The organism is Paenibacillus hunanensis (assembly GCF_034055775.1).
Taxonomy (GTDB): Bacteria; Bacillota; Bacilli; order Paenibacillales; family Paenibacillaceae; genus Saccharibacillus; species Saccharibacillus hunanensis.
This window is the reverse complement of sequence record NZ_CP139194.1, coordinates 258,646-276,175: the sequence shown is the minus strand read 5'-3', so window position 1 is coordinate 276,175 and position 17,530 is coordinate 258,646. Positions and strand designations below refer to the sequence as shown.

General features: G+C 48.0%; 12 protein-coding genes. 3 read left to right on the top strand and 9 right to left on the bottom strand.

Features of this window, described 5'->3' with window-relative positions; all coding sequences use genetic code 11:
• Positions 1 to 92: 92 nt before the first annotated feature.
• From SK066_RS01120 to SK066_RS01110, 3 genes are all read right to left on the bottom strand, one after another.
• Positions 93 to 1,625 carry a methyl-accepting chemotaxis protein gene (locus SK066_RS01120; protein ID WP_320543307.1) on the bottom strand — a complete coding sequence of 511 codons (1,533 nt, stop codon included), beginning with the start codon at positions 1,623 to 1,625 and terminating at the stop codon, positions 93 to 95.
• 33 nt (positions 1,626 to 1,658) lie between these two features.
• Positions 1,659 to 3,155 carry a methyl-accepting chemotaxis protein gene (locus SK066_RS01115; protein ID WP_407673804.1) on the bottom strand — a complete coding sequence of 499 codons (1,497 nt, stop codon included), beginning with the start codon at positions 3,153 to 3,155 and terminating at the stop codon, positions 1,659 to 1,661.
• 366 nt (positions 3,156 to 3,521) lie between these two features.
• Entirely contained in the window at positions 3,522 to 5,027 is a 1,506-nt protein-coding gene (locus tag SK066_RS01110) for a methyl-accepting chemotaxis protein (protein ID WP_407673803.1), read from the bottom strand.
• A 379-nt stretch (positions 5,028 to 5,406) separates the two neighbouring features.
• On the opposite strand from SK066_RS01110, the gene SK066_RS01105 reads away from it, so the two are divergent.
• Positions 5,407 to 5,745: an MGMT family protein gene (locus tag SK066_RS01105; protein ID WP_320543304.1), complete on the top strand. Its 339-nt coding sequence runs from the start codon at positions 5,407 to 5,409 to the stop codon at positions 5,743 to 5,745.
• Positions 5,746 to 6,050: 305 nt separating this feature from the next.
• On the opposite strand, the gene SK066_RS01100 is transcribed toward SK066_RS01105, so the two are convergent.
• Complete coding sequence (locus SK066_RS01100; protein WP_320543303.1) at positions 6,051 to 6,365, bottom strand: cupin domain-containing protein; 315 nt, start codon at positions 6,363 to 6,365, stop codon at positions 6,051 to 6,053.
• 921 nt (positions 6,366 to 7,286) lie between these two features.
• Here SK066_RS01100 and SK066_RS01095 point away from each other — a divergent pair.
• Positions 7,287 to 8,405: an HD-GYP domain-containing protein gene (locus SK066_RS01095; protein ID WP_320543302.1), complete on the top strand. Its 1,119-nt coding sequence runs from the start codon at positions 7,287 to 7,289 to the stop codon at positions 8,403 to 8,405.
• A 10-nt stretch (positions 8,406 to 8,415) separates the two neighbouring features.
• Here the strand turns inward: SK066_RS01095 and SK066_RS01090 are convergent, their stop codons facing one another.
• Together SK066_RS01090 and SK066_RS01085 are read right to left on the bottom strand one after the other, a co-directional pair.
• A complete protein-coding gene (locus SK066_RS01090) occupies positions 8,416 to 11,970 on the bottom strand; it encodes a DEAD/DEAH box helicase (protein ID WP_320543301.1) in 3,555 nt (1,184 codons plus the stop codon).
• A gap of 472 nt (positions 11,971 to 12,442) precedes the next feature.
• Positions 12,443 to 13,072: a VC0807 family protein gene (locus SK066_RS01085; protein WP_320543300.1), complete on the bottom strand. Its 630-nt coding sequence runs from the start codon at positions 13,070 to 13,072 to the stop codon at positions 12,443 to 12,445.
• 231 nt (positions 13,073 to 13,303) lie between these two features.
• Between SK066_RS01085 and SK066_RS01080 the strand changes: the two genes are divergently transcribed.
• Entirely contained in the window at positions 13,304 to 14,635 is a 1,332-nt protein-coding gene (locus SK066_RS01080) for an alkaline phosphatase (protein WP_320543299.1), read from the top strand.
• A 151-nt stretch (positions 14,636 to 14,786) separates the two neighbouring features.
• Here the strand turns inward: SK066_RS01080 and SK066_RS01075 are convergent, their stop codons facing one another.
• The 3 genes from SK066_RS01075 to SK066_RS01065 all read right to left on the bottom strand — a co-directional run bounded on the left by SK066_RS01075 (position 14,787) and on the right by SK066_RS01065 (position 17,449).
• Positions 14,787 to 15,785, bottom strand: a complete 999-nt coding sequence (locus tag SK066_RS01075) for a proline dehydrogenase family protein (RefSeq protein WP_320543298.1) — start codon at positions 15,783 to 15,785, stop codon at positions 14,787 to 14,789.
• Positions 15,786 to 15,869: 84 nt separating this feature from the next.
• Positions 15,870 to 16,679 carry a helix-turn-helix transcriptional regulator gene (locus SK066_RS01070; RefSeq protein ID WP_320543297.1) on the bottom strand — a complete coding sequence of 270 codons (810 nt, stop codon included), beginning with the start codon at positions 16,677 to 16,679 and terminating at the stop codon, positions 15,870 to 15,872.
• A gap of 161 nt (positions 16,680 to 16,840) precedes the next feature.
• On the bottom strand, positions 16,841 to 17,449 hold the full coding sequence (locus tag SK066_RS01065; RefSeq protein ID WP_320543296.1) for an esterase/lipase family protein: 609 nt from the start codon (positions 17,447 to 17,449) through the stop codon (positions 16,841 to 16,843).
• Positions 17,450 to 17,530: the final 81 nt, after the last annotated feature.

Here is a 17,530-nt window from a genome sequence, read left to right as displayed (position 1 = left end):
ATGCTATTGGGAGATTGCAGAGAGCAGGCATCTATAATGATCGCTATGGGCGATCCATGAAAAATAGAGAGGCTGTGTTTGAGTATACTTCGTTAGACACGTTCAATTTGACGTGCAAACTCTACCAGTGATTGGGACATGCTATTCACGTCCTCCATCGAGGCGCTAAGCTGCTGGGTCAATGCCGCCTGTGTATGAGTCATCGTGGTCATCTGGCTAATATGCTCCAGAATCTGATCGATCAGCTCCTTCATGCCCTGCAAGCTGGATTCGATATTTTCCGTAGCACTTGCGCTATTCAGCGCTAGCTTCCGCACCTCGTCGGCAACGACGCTAAAGCCTCTACCTAGCTCTCCAGCGCGCGACGCCTCAATCGCTGCATTCAGACCGAGCATATTCGTCTGATTGGCAATCTCACGAATGAACATCGATATATTTTTCGTTTCGTCGGCGCTCGTGCTCGCTTTATGTGCGGCAGCAGTGGATTGATCCTGCACGACTGTAATCTGCTGTGCCTGCTCACTCACGGAATTGATAGCGGTCGTCATCTCACCGATCGATTGGGATAGCTGTCCGATACGGTCGGTCATACCTGTCACAACCTCAGTACGTGTCTGCTCATGCGTAATATCGCGCAGTGTACCCGCTACACGTAGTGGGTTGCCCTGCTCATCATACGATGTGCGTGCAGTCGTCTCGTACCAGCGATACTCGCCCTGACGATTACGAATACGCGATTTTACACTAAATGGACGACTGGACTTATACCCGCTCGATAAATAATTCAAAAACTCCACATTCGTACGTTCCACATCCTCAGGATGGATAAGCTGATTCCAGCTCGACATCTCATTCGGAAAATCACGCTCATCCTGAAAGCCCAGCGTCTTACGAAACTGCCCCGAATACCAGAATCGGTTGTTCGGACTGAGCGGATCACCGGCGACAATCTTCACTTCCCATGGTGCTTCGACGAGTGCTTGATTGATCAGATCATAGCGATCAACCAGATCCGCCATCTGTTCGTCCTTTTGCTTACGCTCTGTAATATCGATAGAAGCACCCGAGACGCGGATCGGCAAACCGTTTGCATCCAGAATCGCTTTGCCTGCACTTTGTATCCAGCGAATATCTCCATCTGGTGTGAATACACGATAGGTGTCTCTGTAAAATTCTTGCCCTGTGCGTCCTTCCACATATTCAGCAATAAACTGCATCACGCGCTGGATATCATCAGGATGCAAATATTGAGCAAAGCCTTCAATCGTATTCGGCAGCTGTTGTTTAGTATATCCGCCTAACATCTTTCTGAACGCGTCTGACCAGATATACTGGTTGTCTGGATGAGTGACCTGTCCACCTACGAGATACACATCCCATAGAGCAACCCCGAGCGCTCCAGACACGAGTTCCAGGCTCTGATTCAATTCGGTCTTCTGCTGTTCCACTTGATCAAAGGCAGCATTCAACACACCGCATACCTCACTCAACTCAGCTGGCGCCTGCTGAGCAGCCAGTCTGGAGCCTGTATTGCCCTGCTTCGCCTGCTGCAACAGCTGATTACTTTGCTCTGTCAACCATTGAACCGATGAAGCTTGTGACTTACCTGATGTAAAAAATGGCATCTATTTATCGCTCCTTAACAAGATGTTTATTCCTCAAATCTGATGCGTCAAATCCGAAATCGCACGAGCCATATGATTCACTTCGTCCATCGATGCATTGAGCTGCTCGGTTAAAGCAGCCTGCGATTGTGTTAGCGTCGTCATATTACTGATCTGGAACAGAATTTTCTCGATCTGGTCTTTCATTTCACCCAGACTTTTCTCGATATTTTCCGTTGCACCTGCACTGTTAATCGCCAGCTTACGTACTTCATCTGCAACGACAGAGAAGCCGCGACCCAATTCACCTGCTCTTGCTGCCTCAATCGAGGCATTCAAGCCCAGCATATTCGTCTGATTGGCAATCTCACGAATAAAGTTAGAGATATTCTGCGTTTCATCCGCACTCACCTTCGCCCGATTAGCCGCTTCCGTCGAATGCTCCTGCGCACCTGCCAGCTCCTGTGCTTGACTTGTGACCGAGTTGATCGCGATCGTCATTTCGGAGATCGACTGTGACAGATGACTCATGCGCTCCGTCATCGCTTCGACGATCACCTCTTTATTTTTCTCAAAAGTAATATCACGCAGCGTACCAGCCACACGCAGTGGAACACCCTTCGCATCGCGATTGGTCGTACCGTTAGCATGGAACCAGCGATACTCTCCATTTTTACGCTGTAAGCGATAATCGATATCAAATGGTGTACGTCCGCTATGATCCAGCATATGATCGGCAAAGGCCTGTACGACGCGCTCCGCATCTTCTGGATGCAGACGGTCACTCCAGCTGCTTAAAACGTTCGGGAACTCCTGCTCGGTTTGGAAACCTGCCGCCTCACGGAACTGAGATGAATACCAGATTTCATTTTTCGGATTCACCGGGTCGCCGGCTTCTACGGTCATATCCCATGGTGCTTCTACCAGTGCTTTGCTGATCAGATCGTACCGCACGACCATCTGTTCAAGCTGCTGATCGCGAATGTAACGCTCATGTACATCGATCAATGCTCCAGTCACATGCAGCGGTAAGCCCTTCGCATCGCGCTCGGTTTCCGCTGTCGCGCGGAACCAGCGGTACTCGCCTGTTTTCAGTCGCAGACGGTAATGAATATCGAACGGTGTACGCCCGCTATGATCGGTTAAATGACCCATAAATGTGGCAAATACCCCATCCTGATCCTCAGGGTGTAGACTGGACGACCAGCTATTCATCACATTAGGAAAATCCTGTTCATTCTTGTAGCCAAGCAGATGACGAAGCTCATCTGTCCAAAAGAAGATGTTATTCGGATTGAGCGGATCGCCATCCTTGATCGCCAGATCCCAAAAAGCAGCCTGCATCGTGTTGTGCGTTAATTTCATGCATACCGACATATACTTGTTCTGTCTATGTACGCTATCCATCGCCTCGTTTACATTATTGACAACACCAAGAATAGTCGGGTCTTCCGTTTGCACCTGTAAGCGGCTGGACGGTTTCTTTACGAGCTGTCCTGTAGCATCAAGCAATGGTTTCAGATCGGAAGTGTTGCGTTTTGCGGAAAAAATAGACATTGTTCTCACATTCTCCTTTGAGCGGTTCAGCACCCGAATAAATGACTCTCCATTGCTGCCGCTGCTTAAAATGTTTATCTTAGCTGGCAAGTACATACATCTTGCCCTGCGAAAGACCTGATCTTCTTGCTTCGTTGGCTTTAAGTGTAGTCGTATGTATGCTGTTAGAAGTAATTGGTATTAGAGTGGGATCGGTGATGTATAGTAGTTATGCGTTATGGCTACGGACTACGAAAAGTGGAAGGATTCCCCGCCATGCTAAGGCAGACGGGGCTTGTGGTGAACATACAAATAGAAAGGATGATTCTTATCACTGAATCTGTATAGATGAAGCAGCAACGAATCTCAGAGCATAGCCCCTCAAATTTGCTGTGCCAGGTCTGCGATAGAGCGTGCCATATGATTAACCTCATCCATCGATGCATTTAATTGTTCGGTTAATGCAGCCTGTGATTGGGTGAGTGCCGTCATATTGCTAATTTGGAACAGGATCGTTTCAATCTGGTCTTTCATCTCGCTCAAGCTTTTTTCGATATTCTCTGTTGCACCTGCGCTGTTAATCGCCAGCTTACGTACCTCGTCTGCAACGACGGAGAACCCGCGTCCCAGCTCGCCTGCTCTTGCCGCCTCAATCGATGCATTCAAGCCCAGCATATTCGTCTGATTGGCGATTTCACGGATAAAGTTGGAAATGTTCTGTGTTTCATCAGCACTGACTTTAGCGCGATTGGCTGCTTCGGTAGAATGTTCCTGAGCACCAGCAAGTTCCTGAGCCTGTCCGGTTACAGATTGAATCGCTGTTGCCATCTCGGCGATCGACTGGGATAATTGCTCCATTCGAACGGTCATAGCACTCACAACGGTATCTTTATTTTTCTCAAACGTAATATCACGGATCGTACCTGCTACACGTAGCGGCAATCCCTGCGCATCACGGTTAGTGGTGCCTCCAGCATGGTACCAGCGATACTCACCGCTTTTGAGTTGCAAACGATAATCGATGGAAAATGGCGTGCGTCCTGTATGATCGTTCAAGTGCGCTGCAAAAGCGTTCAATGCCATTTCTTTATCTTCTGGATGCAAGCGATCACTCCAACTACTGAGTATGTTGGGAAAATCACGCTCATCCTGAAAGCCTAATGTTTGACGGAACTGAGTAGACCACCAAAATTCATTATTCGGATTGATCGGATCACCTGCTTCTACGATCATATCCCATGGTGCTTCGACCAGTGCCTTGTTAATCAGATCGTAACGGGTAGCCAGTGCAGTCAGCTCATGATCACGCTTGCGCTGTTCGTGTACATCCAGCAGCGCGCCTGCGATACGAAGTGGAACGCCTTTAGCATCACGGATCGTCGTACCTGTTGCGCGGAACCAGCGATATTCGCCTGTTTTCAGTTGTAGACGGTATTGAATGTCATATGGCGTTTTACCGCTATGATCCAGCAAATGATCGCCCAGCGCCTGCATTACCCAATCTTTGTCCTCCGGGTGGAGACGGGATGCCCAGCTATCCAGCACGTTCGGGAAATCCTGTTCATTGGTATAGCCCAGCATCGCGCGGAATTCATCTGTCCATGTGAACGCATTGTTCGGATTGACTGGATCACCAGCTTCAACTTCCATATCCCATAGACCGATATGGATTGCCTTCGTCACCAGATTCATACGCAGTGCCAGATAATCCTTTTCTTCACGAATCTGACCGATTGCTTTATTGAGCTGGTGTACAATATTTTGTAGAGTAGGATCATCGCTCTGTAGTTGCAGCTTTCCAGAAGATTGCTGTGGACGCTCTGCCAGCTGTGTTGCAGCTTGAAGTAAAGCTTGAAGTTCGGTCGAGCCTCGTTTTGCGGCGAAAATGGACATTGTACTGATATTCTCCTTTGGGCGGTCAAGCTAGTCAGGGTACACTTTATAGCTTCCGCTTGGTAAAATAATAGAAGGCGACCTAACCGAGTACATCCTTCCGTCACGTCAATCTTCTATTTTTGTTGTGGCATTAAGATAGTGATTTAGTCATTACTATAGTCTATATTCGTACTTTATTCTTATAATTATTATGAGTCTTTTTACCTATTATTCGACTAAATGAAACATTTTACGATATTTTTTCTTTAAATTTTACATATTTTTATAGAAAAGGATGGGAATTCATCAATTTATTAGTCATCCTGCATCAAACAGCTAAACTGTGCTGTTAGCGGAACATATTTATTCTGATCGTTTAGGAGGTGAGATCGTGCAGCCTTTTACCAAACAAGTCATTCAGATCATTCGCTCCATTCCACCCGGTCAGGTGATGACGTATGGACAAATTGCAGCGAGCGCAGGAAGTCCACGGGCAGCCCGACAGGTCGTGCGTATTTTACATTCGATGAGTACTACCCAGCAGTTGCCCTGGCATCGCGTGGTGAACAAGCACGGCGAGATTGCGCTGGGTGATCCAGATTCGGCAGAGGAACAGCGACTTCGATTGGAGGAGGAAGGCATCACGTTCACGCTGGAGCAACGGATTCCATTGGAGCAGTATCGCTTTGAGGCCCATCTGTCAGTAGAAGAAGTGAGTAGCGAGGAATAGGGCAATCCTGCTTTCCCTATACTGTCGTCTCTGTATATCTGTATTGTCGTTTCTGTATATGTATTTTCTGTCTTTTTATGTTCCTTATCTATCGCATAACAAAAAGCCTGCTCGGCGGATCGAGCAGGCTTTTTGGCGTGAGATCAGCAATCATTCCCGTCGGTAGGACGATAAGGCTGATCTTTAATATAAAGTTATAACGTTCATGTACATTCAGAGTTCATCTCCATGTATGCCCTCCAGAGTCGGCGGGCAAAGGACAAGAATGCTCGCTACATCCAGGCCCATCTCTCACGCATACACGCTTATCGTGCAGGTGTATAGGAGTCGAGCAGAATGCCTGGAGCCAGCGCTTTGATAGAATGAGGAACACCTGCGGGGATGACAAGTGCCTTACCAGCGCTAAGTTCATGCATCTGTCCGTTGATAGCAATTTCAAAGCGTCCCTTCATGCAGTAGCTCATCTGCTCATAAGGATGGGAATGCTCACTACTCTTGGAACCCGCTTCAAAATGAACCTCCATCATCATCATGGCTTGACCTGGCTCAAATACCTTGCGCCGTACACCCGGCTCTACCATTTCCCAGATTCCAATATTACTCAGGCTTGCATTAATCATCCCATACAGCTCCTTTTCGTCATATTTTATCAACTTTAATGTTAGGTTCGAGTTATAATAAGTGACTTAATTATCAGGAATATGCCCTTATTATTGAACTCGTCTGCTAACTTGTTGGTTTTTAGTTGGAAGTAATGATTGATATCCATAGTAACATGTTTGAAAACAAAGATATAGTGTATTCAATCACAAAAAATAAAACGATTATATAGTTACTTTATACTAGAATCCATATAAAAAGTCGATTTTTAGCGTTTTAAACACGATGAATAGTCACATTATTAAGCTTTCAGGCATTTTATATCACACATTGTCATATACCTGACACAATATCGTCACATTGTTTCATATCGATTTGGGTTTTGTCTGGTTATTACAAAGGAGATTGTAGAGGATGAAGCATCAAACTGGGAAATGTTTACATTGACTCGGGATAAATGAATAAACGAACGGTCAATCGTATAAATATACAAAACATGCATTCCCAAATCGTTTACGAGAAACGTTGGAAATGCATTTTAGTCAGCGGATTGCATTCCATAAAAAGGAATAAAAACCCATATTATGCTACCTTTATCATGCTGTTCATGAAATCAAATCCGAGTGTTACCCCTTATTTATACATTTTAGTAACTTAAAGATATATAAAAACATAAATTTGTTACTCATAAAGCAAACTTTGCGTTATAAGTCTATCGCATTTTAAAAATACATCCTATAATCATTATAGATTACACTCTAAATGACGATATAGATAGTAACCATGATGAACATTCGCGATACGTTGCTTCTTTAATTTAAGAAAGAGCACCATATATTCTAGTGCATCGTCCTCATCCATACATATCATCTTGCCAGCTAGTTGGCGACTTCTGCATCCAACCCCAACGCTGACCGGTGATAATTCCTGAACAGATGGAAGTGACCACATTGAGGCTATTACCGATTACTTCGCTCCAACCCGGAATGCGATTAGCCAGAAAAATCTTTAATGACGAAGGTGTCATTCTGCTTAAAGAAGGCGCAGAGTTATCCGCTGGAATCATCCGAAAACTATATAATCACGGGCTGGACTATGTCTATATTCAGGATAAGGATACGGATGATGTCACGGCTAATGATATTGTCTCCGCCGAAACCAAGCGTAAGGCACTGAAGGAAATACGTACACATTTCTCCAGTATTGCCGATCCACGTGTCCAAAAGTCCTCTTATCCGATCATTGGCAAAACCTTTACAGGCATCGTGGATTCTATTCTCATGGAGCTTAGCGACAACCCGGAAGTGATGGTTATGCTCATGAGCATGCATACGAAGGATCATTATTTGTACCATCATTCCCTGAATGTGTGCATCTACACCCTCCTGCTTGGCAAGGTTCATGGCTACTCCGTCGATGAACTGCGTGTACTCGGAATCGGTTCCTTACTACATGACGTGGGTAAAGCTCATATTCCAAACGAGATTCTGTTTAAGCCCGGTCGCCTGACAGATGACGAATATAATACGATCAAGCTACACACCGAATATGGCTTTAAAATTTTAAAGGATGAGCCAGGCATTCCACTTCTAGCTGCTCACTGTGCCTATCAGCACCATGAACGTCTGAACGGTAGTGGCTATCCACGCGGTCTAACCGAGCCCGACATTCACGAATATGCCAAATGGATCGGAATCGCCGATTCATATGATGCGCTGACTACCAGTCGTGTGTACCGCGCTGCCATGCTGCCACATCAGGCACTGGATGTGCTGTATTCTGGCTCTGGCACACTATATGACCGCTCTATGCTGGAAGTATTCAAAAGCCGCATTGCTATTTATCCGATTGGTGTAACCGTGACGCTCAGTAATGGCTACAAAGGCGTGGTTGTGCATATTCACACTGCGATTCCGCAACGACCGATTGTGCGCATTCTATTTAATGAAGCAGGCGAACGTCTGCAAGCACCATTTGACCTGGATCTGCTCGCCCACCATTCCGTGATGATTACAGCGGTAGAAGGCATGAACGCCCATATGCCTTCGCCCACTGCCTAAATAGATGCCTTTACAGCAGCAACAGCTCACGTATATCCTGCTCAGTCAGTGACGACAATTGCGCCTGACCGGGCTGGATAATCTCGCTGACCAGCTCACGCTTGCTGTGCTGAAGCTCCAACACCTTCTCCTCCACAGTTCCTCGTGTAATTAAGCGAATCACCTGTACGTTGCGCTGTTGCCCCATACGATAGGCACGATCTGCCGCCTGCTCTTCCACTGCCGGGTTCCACCATAGATCATACAAAATAACTGTATCGGCACCTGTCAGATTCAGTCCCGTTCCGCCAGCCTTCAATGAAATGAGAAACACTTCCTTTTCCCCTGCATTGAATCGATTGCATAGCTCCAAACGCTCGGCTGACGCTGTACTACCATCCAGATAAAAGAATGGAATATGACGCTCCTGTAGCTGTTTTCCAATCCGTTTTAGCATGCCTGTAAATTGAGAAAAGACGAGCATTCGTCGCCCTGAATCTCGATAATCCTGTACAAGCTCCAGTAGCTGCTCCAGCTTACCTGAGCCGCCAGTATAATCCTCCACGAATAATCCGGGGTCACAGCAGAGCTGGCGCAAACGGGTCAGCCCGGCAAAGATTCGAATCTTCTGATCCGATTGATCGGGATCATACAGGTGTTTGAGGGCATCCTGCTGTAATTGAGCGAGATACGCAGCATAGAGCACCTTTTGCTCCGGTAATAGCTCGGATACGAGTGTAATCTCCTGCTTATCCGGCAGCTCATGCAATACATCTGTCTTCATCCGGCGCAAAATAAATGGACGCACACGGCGAGCGATCGTATCCGGCAATAGATCGTTGAATTCGCGCCGCGTACCGAGTAGACCTGGCATCACGATGCTCATGATCGACCATAGCTCTTGTAGTGAATTTTCGATCGGTGTGCCGGTTAACGCGAAGCGATGCTTGGCTTGAATGTCCTTTACTGCTCTGGCGGCATGCGTCAGCGCGTTTTTGACATTTTGTGCTTCATCTAGAATCAGGGTATGGTACGCATGGCTTGTCGCCAACTCGCGATCCTGTCGCAGCAGCGGATACGAGGTAATAACCACATCAATCGGCTGCACTATAGATTCTTTTGCCGCCGAGGATGTCGCTTGTTGGGTAGAGGTAGACATCGCTTCCATGTCTGGCTCCTGTGCCAGCACCTGTTGCCAGCGTGCCGTACGCTCCGCCTTGTTACCATCGACCAGCAGTACACGCAGCTCAGGTGCAAAGCGCTGTAGCTCGTATTGCCAGTTATACATCAGCGAGGCTGGCGTGATGACCAGTACCGGCCTGCCACTACGACGAAGCTCGCTCTGCATAGAGACGATAAAGGCAATACTTTGCAGCGTCTTACCGAGTCCCATATCATCTGCGAGAATCCCACCAAATCCATACCGAGCGAGCGTACGCATCCATTGATAGCCTTCATGCTGATAATCGCGTAGCACCGAGTCGAGTGTAGCAGGCACCGCCTCATGCTGGCGTTCAGGCTGCTCCATACTTTCTAACAAGCGCCGCAGGGAGCGATCAAAGCGAATCGCTTCATTTTCATCACGACGATCCAGCTGTTCTAAGCCATACAGCACAGGCAAGCGAAACAGTACGCCTTCCTGCTCGTCCTGTGTGCCTGTACCGGGCGCTGCCATGCCTGTACGACGAATAAAATCCGCAATCTGCCGAAATGCCTGATCCTCCAGAGGGAGAAAGGCACCGCTTGGCAGACGATGATACCGTCTCTGCTCCTGTAATGATGCTAGTACCTGTAAAATTTCCGATTCCGGAATTCCATCCAGCGCAAATCGAATTTCCAGCCAATCATGCCGCTGATCGGTCTTCACCGTTAGCTTGGGCGGAGATAATGGATTTTGCAGCATCGCCTTCACAATCGACGTCGCATATACCTGTAGTAGCTTCTCCAGACGAGGCACGATATGATACAAAAACGTATATTCCGCATCCTCATCGGTCAAAAAGTAGCCACCTTCGGTCACCGTAAAATCAGCTTCCTCCATCAACTGCAAAATCTGCGCTTCTCGCTCACCATCGCGTAGCACGATCCGATCCTCATCCTGCCCTTCCTGCTCTGGCTCCAGCGGATTAATGATCAGACTGCCATATTGAAACTCCAATCCAGCCAGCAGTCGGTCACGAACCCGATCCAGATACAATCTCGCCTGTAACGGTGTCTGCGTCACTCGATTGGAAACCGAGCGTGTCAGATGCACATTGCCCAGCTTCATCAGCTCAGGCACCACCTGACGGACAAACGGCTCTAGCTGTGTAGCAGATACATGGAGCTGCTGCTCGTCCTCTGACCGTGCCGTCTGCCGGAGCAGGCGCTGTAAGCCACCCAGCCTTCGACATAGCTCGCCATCCAACTCGACCAGCTCTGCACCGTTCAGCACCGCCTCATACGCCTCCAGTACAATTAAGGGCTGCAAGCCCTGCACACGCAGTACATAATGCTGTTCGTGCAGCTTACTGTCTGATTTCATCGAAAGTGAAGGCAATTCCGACTGATCCAGCTCAAATTGAAGCGGTAGCATGTCCGCTGACCAGATGATCGGTAGCTCCTTTCCGTCCTGCTGTGCCACATAGACGGAGCGACATTGGCGAAGTGCGGATACTAGCGTCGACCAGTGCGATACCGGCACGGACAGCATTCGCTCGCCCTGTCGTCCAGGCTGATTACGCGTCGCTGCCGACTCCGCAGGTAGCTCGTCCTCTGCGATCTGGATTAACTGACGTAGCACACGATCATCCCCTGCGGCAAAGCTATGCAGCTCAGGATCATACGCAAATCGGGCTGTTACAGAATAGCTCTCTCCCCTACGAATACTGTCCAGCAACCGCCGAATATGACGGACGATAAATGTCCGTGTCAACCCCATACGTAGCTCAATTCCGATTCGATATTGCCCATTACCCGAGGCGAGCGGATGGCAGATCACATCCAGTGCGAGTGCGTCACGCGTTTCCAGATAGCGACGGCGAACCGCAGCACGGCGCGGCGCTTCGGTGAACAGATGCAGCAGCTCGTTCGTTAGCTGCTCCTCCTGGGCATATCGGTCTTGCTCATTATGTGGCGCTGGATAGGTAGTAACTTCATCGGCGGATAAATGCGATTTTGACGTTTTATTCGTATCCTTGCTAGAGAAAGCAGATTGCTGCCTGGATGTAGAATCTGCTGTATTTCGATGCGAGCTACTCCCCTGTGGTGATACTGCGGCAGTGGGCGCGATGAGCAGGGGTGGATCTCCACGCTGCTCACATTCATGGATATAGATCAGCACCGCTGCAATATGCTGGCAATGATAACGATACGAAGCGAGCGATGGACAGGAGCAGGACGCTTGAATCTGCTGCTCCTCGCTTACACGAATCTGTACATGCTCCACTTCTCCTCGTCTGCTCTGCACGACAGCTTCATACTCGCCAGACTCATCATCATAGCGTGTGAAGCCTACTTTACCTGCACAATACATCGTCATTCCTTTATGATAAGACGTGGATCCACATAAGCGCTGAATGGACTGTGTCTGAATAGAATGACTCATCGCACGCTCCGCATAGAGAAAGCTGTCGGGCATATCATTGAGATGATTGAAAGGATCATCGAGTTGTTAGACATAAGTACACTCCTTTGGAAAAATGGCTTGTCTGTATGATCGTTGTAACCTGTTGGTATGATCATTATTTTATGGTCATTATTTATTGTACGTTTTATTATGCCATAGTGTCAGCGACAGCCAAAACAAAACCCTTTGCATGATTCGCAAAGGGTTTGTGATATGGGATAAGGAATGTAGTTAGGGGCAAGCTGGAATCGCGCTATCATCATTTTGTGATTATTTGAGCTATCATCTGTAGTTTGATACTGACTATTCATTACTATTGATACAGCTGCTACAGCGATTCGTATCCAAATCAAAGGCTCCGTATGACTATACATGGAAACTACTCTATACGCTCAAAGCTCATACTGCTGTACCTACTCATAATGACTATACATATCCCATAGGGCTTTCTTTAAGCAAGCTGTTCACGATGTTGCTTGAGCTGCTTCATATGCATACCTGCACGGCGCTTATACACAATTGTACCTACAATCGCGAGTCCGATCACTGCATAAAATAATGGAGACGAGATCGCAAGCATCTGCGAGGTGCTCAGTACATTGATCAGCAGTAGCTTCAAGCCTGCTTCAACGACCAGTGCAACGCCCCACAGCAAGGTTAGACGACGCATCACCTGACGGAAATACGGATACTCCCAGTTACGCTCGGGATCCACACCTTTACTAAAGCGACTTGCCATATGATAGATCAGTGGACGCTTCAGCAGTAACGAACCGAGAAAGGCCAATCCGATCATAACGGTAACGAGCGATTCACGCATCAGGAGCAGCTTCTCACTGCCACCCATTAGCACCATAACGAGACTAAGCACAAAGCCCGCCAGCATCAATCCATTGAATACATCCATCTTGCGGTGACGTGCCAGATGAATCAGATTATCGATCAGCGGAATCATCATAACGATGGACAATGCCAGTAAACTTCCGATATGTGGTGCAAGCCATACATATCCTAGCCACGGGATCAATCCATTGATAATGAGGTTGAATAGAATTTTACGGCTTTTGAGTACTGTTGACATGATTGTCAGCTCCTGTTCGAGGTTGGTACATTCATCTTAAAATAATTCGAACATTGCTGAATCTACCGCTAGATGGATTCCAACTCAACCTGTAGGTGGAGATACGTGTTCTAGATAGATATCCCATTTTTAAGTTATTTTATATGTAATTTACAAAATAATAATACTTATATAATGATACGAATATATGATCAATACATCATATGATACATACAGGAGGAATTGTTACTTATGAAACCATCTTCATTTAAAAAAGCAGTTGTTGCTGCAAGTACTGCTGCTGTACTGGGTCTGCCATTACTGACAGGCTCGCTGGATGCCCATTCGGCATGGGCTGCTGGCACAAAGACTACACCTCCGGCAAAGACGCAAGCCGCCGCACCTGCAAAGACATCAACAACGACACCTGCCAAAAACGGTGTTGCTCCTAAAAATGTCGTGCTATTCATCGGCGATGGAATGGGCGAAGCGAGCCGTAATGCGATTCGCTATGCAACCGTAGGCAAAAACGGCACACTGGAAATGGACAATATGCCAGTGACAGGCTTGGTGCGCACCAGCTCCAGCGATCATCTCGTAACCGATTCCGCTGCCGCAGCGACTGCGATCGCAACGGGTGTAAAATCCTACAATGGCGCGATCGGCGTCGATCCGAACAAAAAGCCTGTGACAACGATTATGGAGCTTGCTAAAAAAGCAGGCATGTCCACAGGTGTAGTCACAACCAGTCAGGTGACCGATGCGACAGGCGCAGCCTTTGGCGCGCATGTGGAGAACCGTTCGGCACAGAGCGATATCGCCAAACAATATATCGAAAACAGTAAAATTGACGTACTGCTTGGTGGTGGCGAGGACTTCTGGTATCCAAAAGGTACAGCTGGCTCCCATCCTGATGCACCCGCAGAAGATCCAACTGAAGCTAGCAAAGGCACACAGGGCAATCTGGTAGAGCGCGCGAAGCAGCTGGGCTATAACTATGTAACGAACGGCACCGAGTTGAAAGCAGCGAAAAACGGCAAGCTGCTCGGTCTGTTCGCCAATGAGGAAATGTTCCAGGCACATAATGAGGTGGGTAACCAGTACAACCCGATCGTGTCCCTGCCTGATATGACAACCAAAGCACTGGACGTGCTGTCTCAGAACAAAAAAGGCTTCTTCCTGCTCGTTGAAGAGGAAGGCACAGATGAAATGGCGCATGACAACAATGCTGAACTGACAATCAAAGCAGGACAGCAGCTGGACAAGGCGGTAAAAGTAGCAAAGGATTATGCGAAAAAGCATCCTGACACACTCGTACTCGTTACGGCTGACCACGAAACAGGCGGCATGGTCATCGAAGGCCCGGATGATGAGGATGAATCCGGCGATGGTCTGTCCAAAGAAGATGGTCCATTCACTGTAGCTGGCTCAGAGGAGCAATTCTTCATTGACTGGACAACCGAAGGACATAGCGCAGTGGATGTGGCACTGACAGCAATGGGTCCAGGCTCCGAGCAATTCGTCGGCAACTACCAGAACACAGCGATCCACGACAAGCTTGTGAAGCTGTTGAAGCTGAAATAACACGCTTTTACTTGATATCAAACCATAAAGAGAACGATATAAAAGACACGGATGCTGTGCGCAGCAGATCCGTGTCTTTTTATCTAATGCTATTACCTGTGTGGATATGCTCACCTGTAGCGCGCCATGCAACGTTGATCCAACCTTTCGATTAATGCTGCTTCATCAAGCGATACTGCATCACAGGCGCTTGCTCCTGTCCACCAACCACATCGATCAGCGCCTGATATAGATTCGGCGGATATTCAGCAATCCGGTGGCACAGGTACAAATACCACTCCTGTCCATATGTTAGATACACGCGTACCGGATAACCCTGCTCTCGCAGCCGCACACCTAACTCTGGACGAATGCCATAGAGCAGTTCCAGCTCTACCGATGCGGCACCCCCCCATGAACAAAGAAGTAAACGGTCGATTAGCGACTCATCGTGGGTAGCTAACGAAATTCGACAACCACGCTCTACTGCCAATTCAAATAGCTGCACATACCGATCATCCAGCTCAGTCGAGCGTGATAAGGCAAGTGTATCCGGTTCCTCGTAGGCCCCTTTAACGAATCGAACACGAGTATCCTGCACAAGCAAGCGACTCGCATCCTCCCATGTACGGTGCAAATGTGCCTGTAGCGTAATTCCGATCAGCGGATACAGTGCCACCGCTTGACAATAAATATCCAAAATCGCAGCGGTCTTTGCCGATTCCTCCATACTGACAAACAGCTCAATCCCGTACATCTGCGATAGCTCGCCCAATTGCAGCACATGCTGGAGAGCCAGCTCGTTATCTACAAGCAGCCCGATGTGCGATAAATCGAATGATACACGTCCACCGATCCCCTGCTCACCCAGATCAGTGAGCACACCCATTAGCTCTGCTGTGGCTTGCTGACAATCCGCTCTTGAGACTGTATTTTCACCGATATATTCCAGCGATACTGCATAGCCTTCACCATGTAGCAGCTCGGCGACTTCTAATGCCTGTGCGCGCTGTTCTCCGGTCACATAGCGGGCGGCTGCCCGCTGTAGTAAAGCATACAGCTGCGGCTGATGCTCCACCTGCATTTTAATATCGGGACGACGCGCAATCGCCTTCAGCGCAGCCGCGGCATCGACAGCTAGCTGCTGCTCATGTTTTATTGTATTTTTCATTATTCATTCCTCCCCTTCCATCCACATTACCGGAGCAGGAGAAGAAAATATTGTACAAAATTGCTATTCTACGCTCGCAGCCTATTACATCACCGATACCCGATATTGACGCGGCGTAACGCCCACTACTCGTCGAAACATCCGTGTAAAATGACTCTGATCATAGAAGCCTGCTTCGGTTGCGACTTCTACAATCGGACGCTGGCGATGAAGTTCATTTTTGGCATAGTTGATGCGCAGTAGATTCTGATACGCATGTGGGGGAAGATGCTGCCACTGCTTGAACAGGCGGATAAGATGAAAACGGCTAATCGACGTGATCTGCTCCAATTCCTCCAGCAGTACCGGACGCAGAAAATGCTCCTGCAAATACTCCTGTACGATACCGACATATTTACGATCTGTCTGTAGGGTTAACTGATGCTCCTGGTCACCACCCTCTGCACCCGTCAACAGCTGTACTAGCGAGATCAACGAGGTTTCCGTTTCCAGTGGCTCTCGTCCATGCATTAGCGCCTGCATCGTCTGCTCCATCTGCAAGGTGCAGGCTGCATTTTTACGCTCGGATAGCAAATAAGGAATATGAATCTGCTGCAATTCACGCTGCTCCAGCCCCTGTAGCCATGCTGGATCGATAAACAGCATATCATAGCTCCATGCCAGTCCCTGCTGCGGATGGCAGGCATGCAGCATCTCCGGCGGGAAGGTGATCATCCGTCCCTGCTCTACCTCCCATAGCTTGCCATCACACCAAGCATTTGTACGCCCGCTATGAATCCATCCGACCGAATATTCCTCATGAAAATGCCGATGATACGCCAGCTCATCCGCACGACAACGCTTGCCTTCCACAAAAGGAAGCACTGGATGCCGATAAAAGGTTACATCCGTCATGGAGCCCGCCCCTTTCTCTATCTTCCGCTAGCTAGTTAAATTCTTACTTCCAGTATAGAAAAAAAGGATCGAACGAGGCAATCATTGCCTGCTCGATCCTTTTTTATCCTCTTACATTCATTATCCTAGATTCATCATACATTCATCTCAGCCCAAGCTGATTATTGCTGCAACGCGTCCAAAATATGACCGTTCACTGTAGAGTTCGCCAGCAGTCCGATGTGCATTACGCCATAAATGCGAATATTGTTCGCACCGTCCAGATTGGACAGGTAGTTACTAACGATCTGATCATTGATCGAGTAGATCGAAGTGACATTCACGCCCGCAGGCGCACTGTTTGTAGTCAGACGATTCGCACCACCCAGTGTGATCAGCTTATCAACTTTGCTTGCACCACCATAGTTCAGGATATAGTACAGGCTGTTCGCACCGCCCATGCTATGTGCCACAATGTTAACCTTAGTGCTACCTGTACGTGCCAGTACATCGTCTACCAGATTGCGGATTGCGGCAGCATTTAATGTCTGCACGCCATTTTTCGTTGGCAGATCGATTGCATACATTTCGTTAGAAGACCAGCCCTGACGAGCCAGGAAGCCCTCGATAAAGGTAAAGTTACTTGCCGAGCCACCCAGACCGTGTACAAAAATAATCGGTGTATGGGTTGTTGCTGCCTGAGCAGGCTTCACCGCTCCAGTGGCACCTACCAGTGCGAACAACAATACCATACATGCAGCCAGACGCAGGGAAAAGATTCGTTTCATCATTATGTATTCTCCTTTTTTTCATAATTATGTTTGTGATGATCCTATGTACCTCAGCGACATTTCAGTTACCTGGACGACATG

Excerpts from the sequence above, each read along its gene's own strand:
- SK066_RS01120 (WP_320543307.1), bottom strand. The coding sequence starts at position 1,625 with ATGCCATTTTTTACATCAGGTAAGTCACAAGCTTCATCGGTTCAATGG.
- SK066_RS01100 (WP_320543303.1), bottom strand. The coding sequence starts at position 6,365 with ATGATTAATGCAAGCCTGAGTAATATTGGAATCTGGGAAATGGTAGAG.
- SK066_RS01090 (WP_320543301.1), bottom strand. The coding sequence starts at position 11,970 with ATGAGTCATTCTATTCAGACACAGTCCATTCAGCGCTTATGTGGATCC.
- SK066_RS01085 (WP_320543300.1), bottom strand. The coding sequence starts at position 13,072 with ATGTCAACAGTACTCAAAAGCCGTAAAATTCTATTCAACCTCATTATC.
- SK066_RS01080 (WP_320543299.1), top strand. The coding sequence starts at position 13,304 with ATGAAACCATCTTCATTTAAAAAAGCAGTTGTTGCTGCAAGTACTGCT.
- SK066_RS01075 (WP_320543298.1), bottom strand. The coding sequence starts at position 15,785 with ATGAAAAATACAATAAAACATGAGCAGCAGCTAGCTGTCGATGCCGCG.
- SK066_RS01070 (WP_320543297.1), bottom strand. The coding sequence starts at position 16,679 with ATGACGGATGTAACCTTTTATCGGCATCCAGTGCTTCCTTTTGTGGAA.
- SK066_RS01065 (WP_320543296.1), bottom strand. The coding sequence starts at position 17,449 with ATGATGAAACGAATCTTTTCCCTGCGTCTGGCTGCATGTATGGTATTG.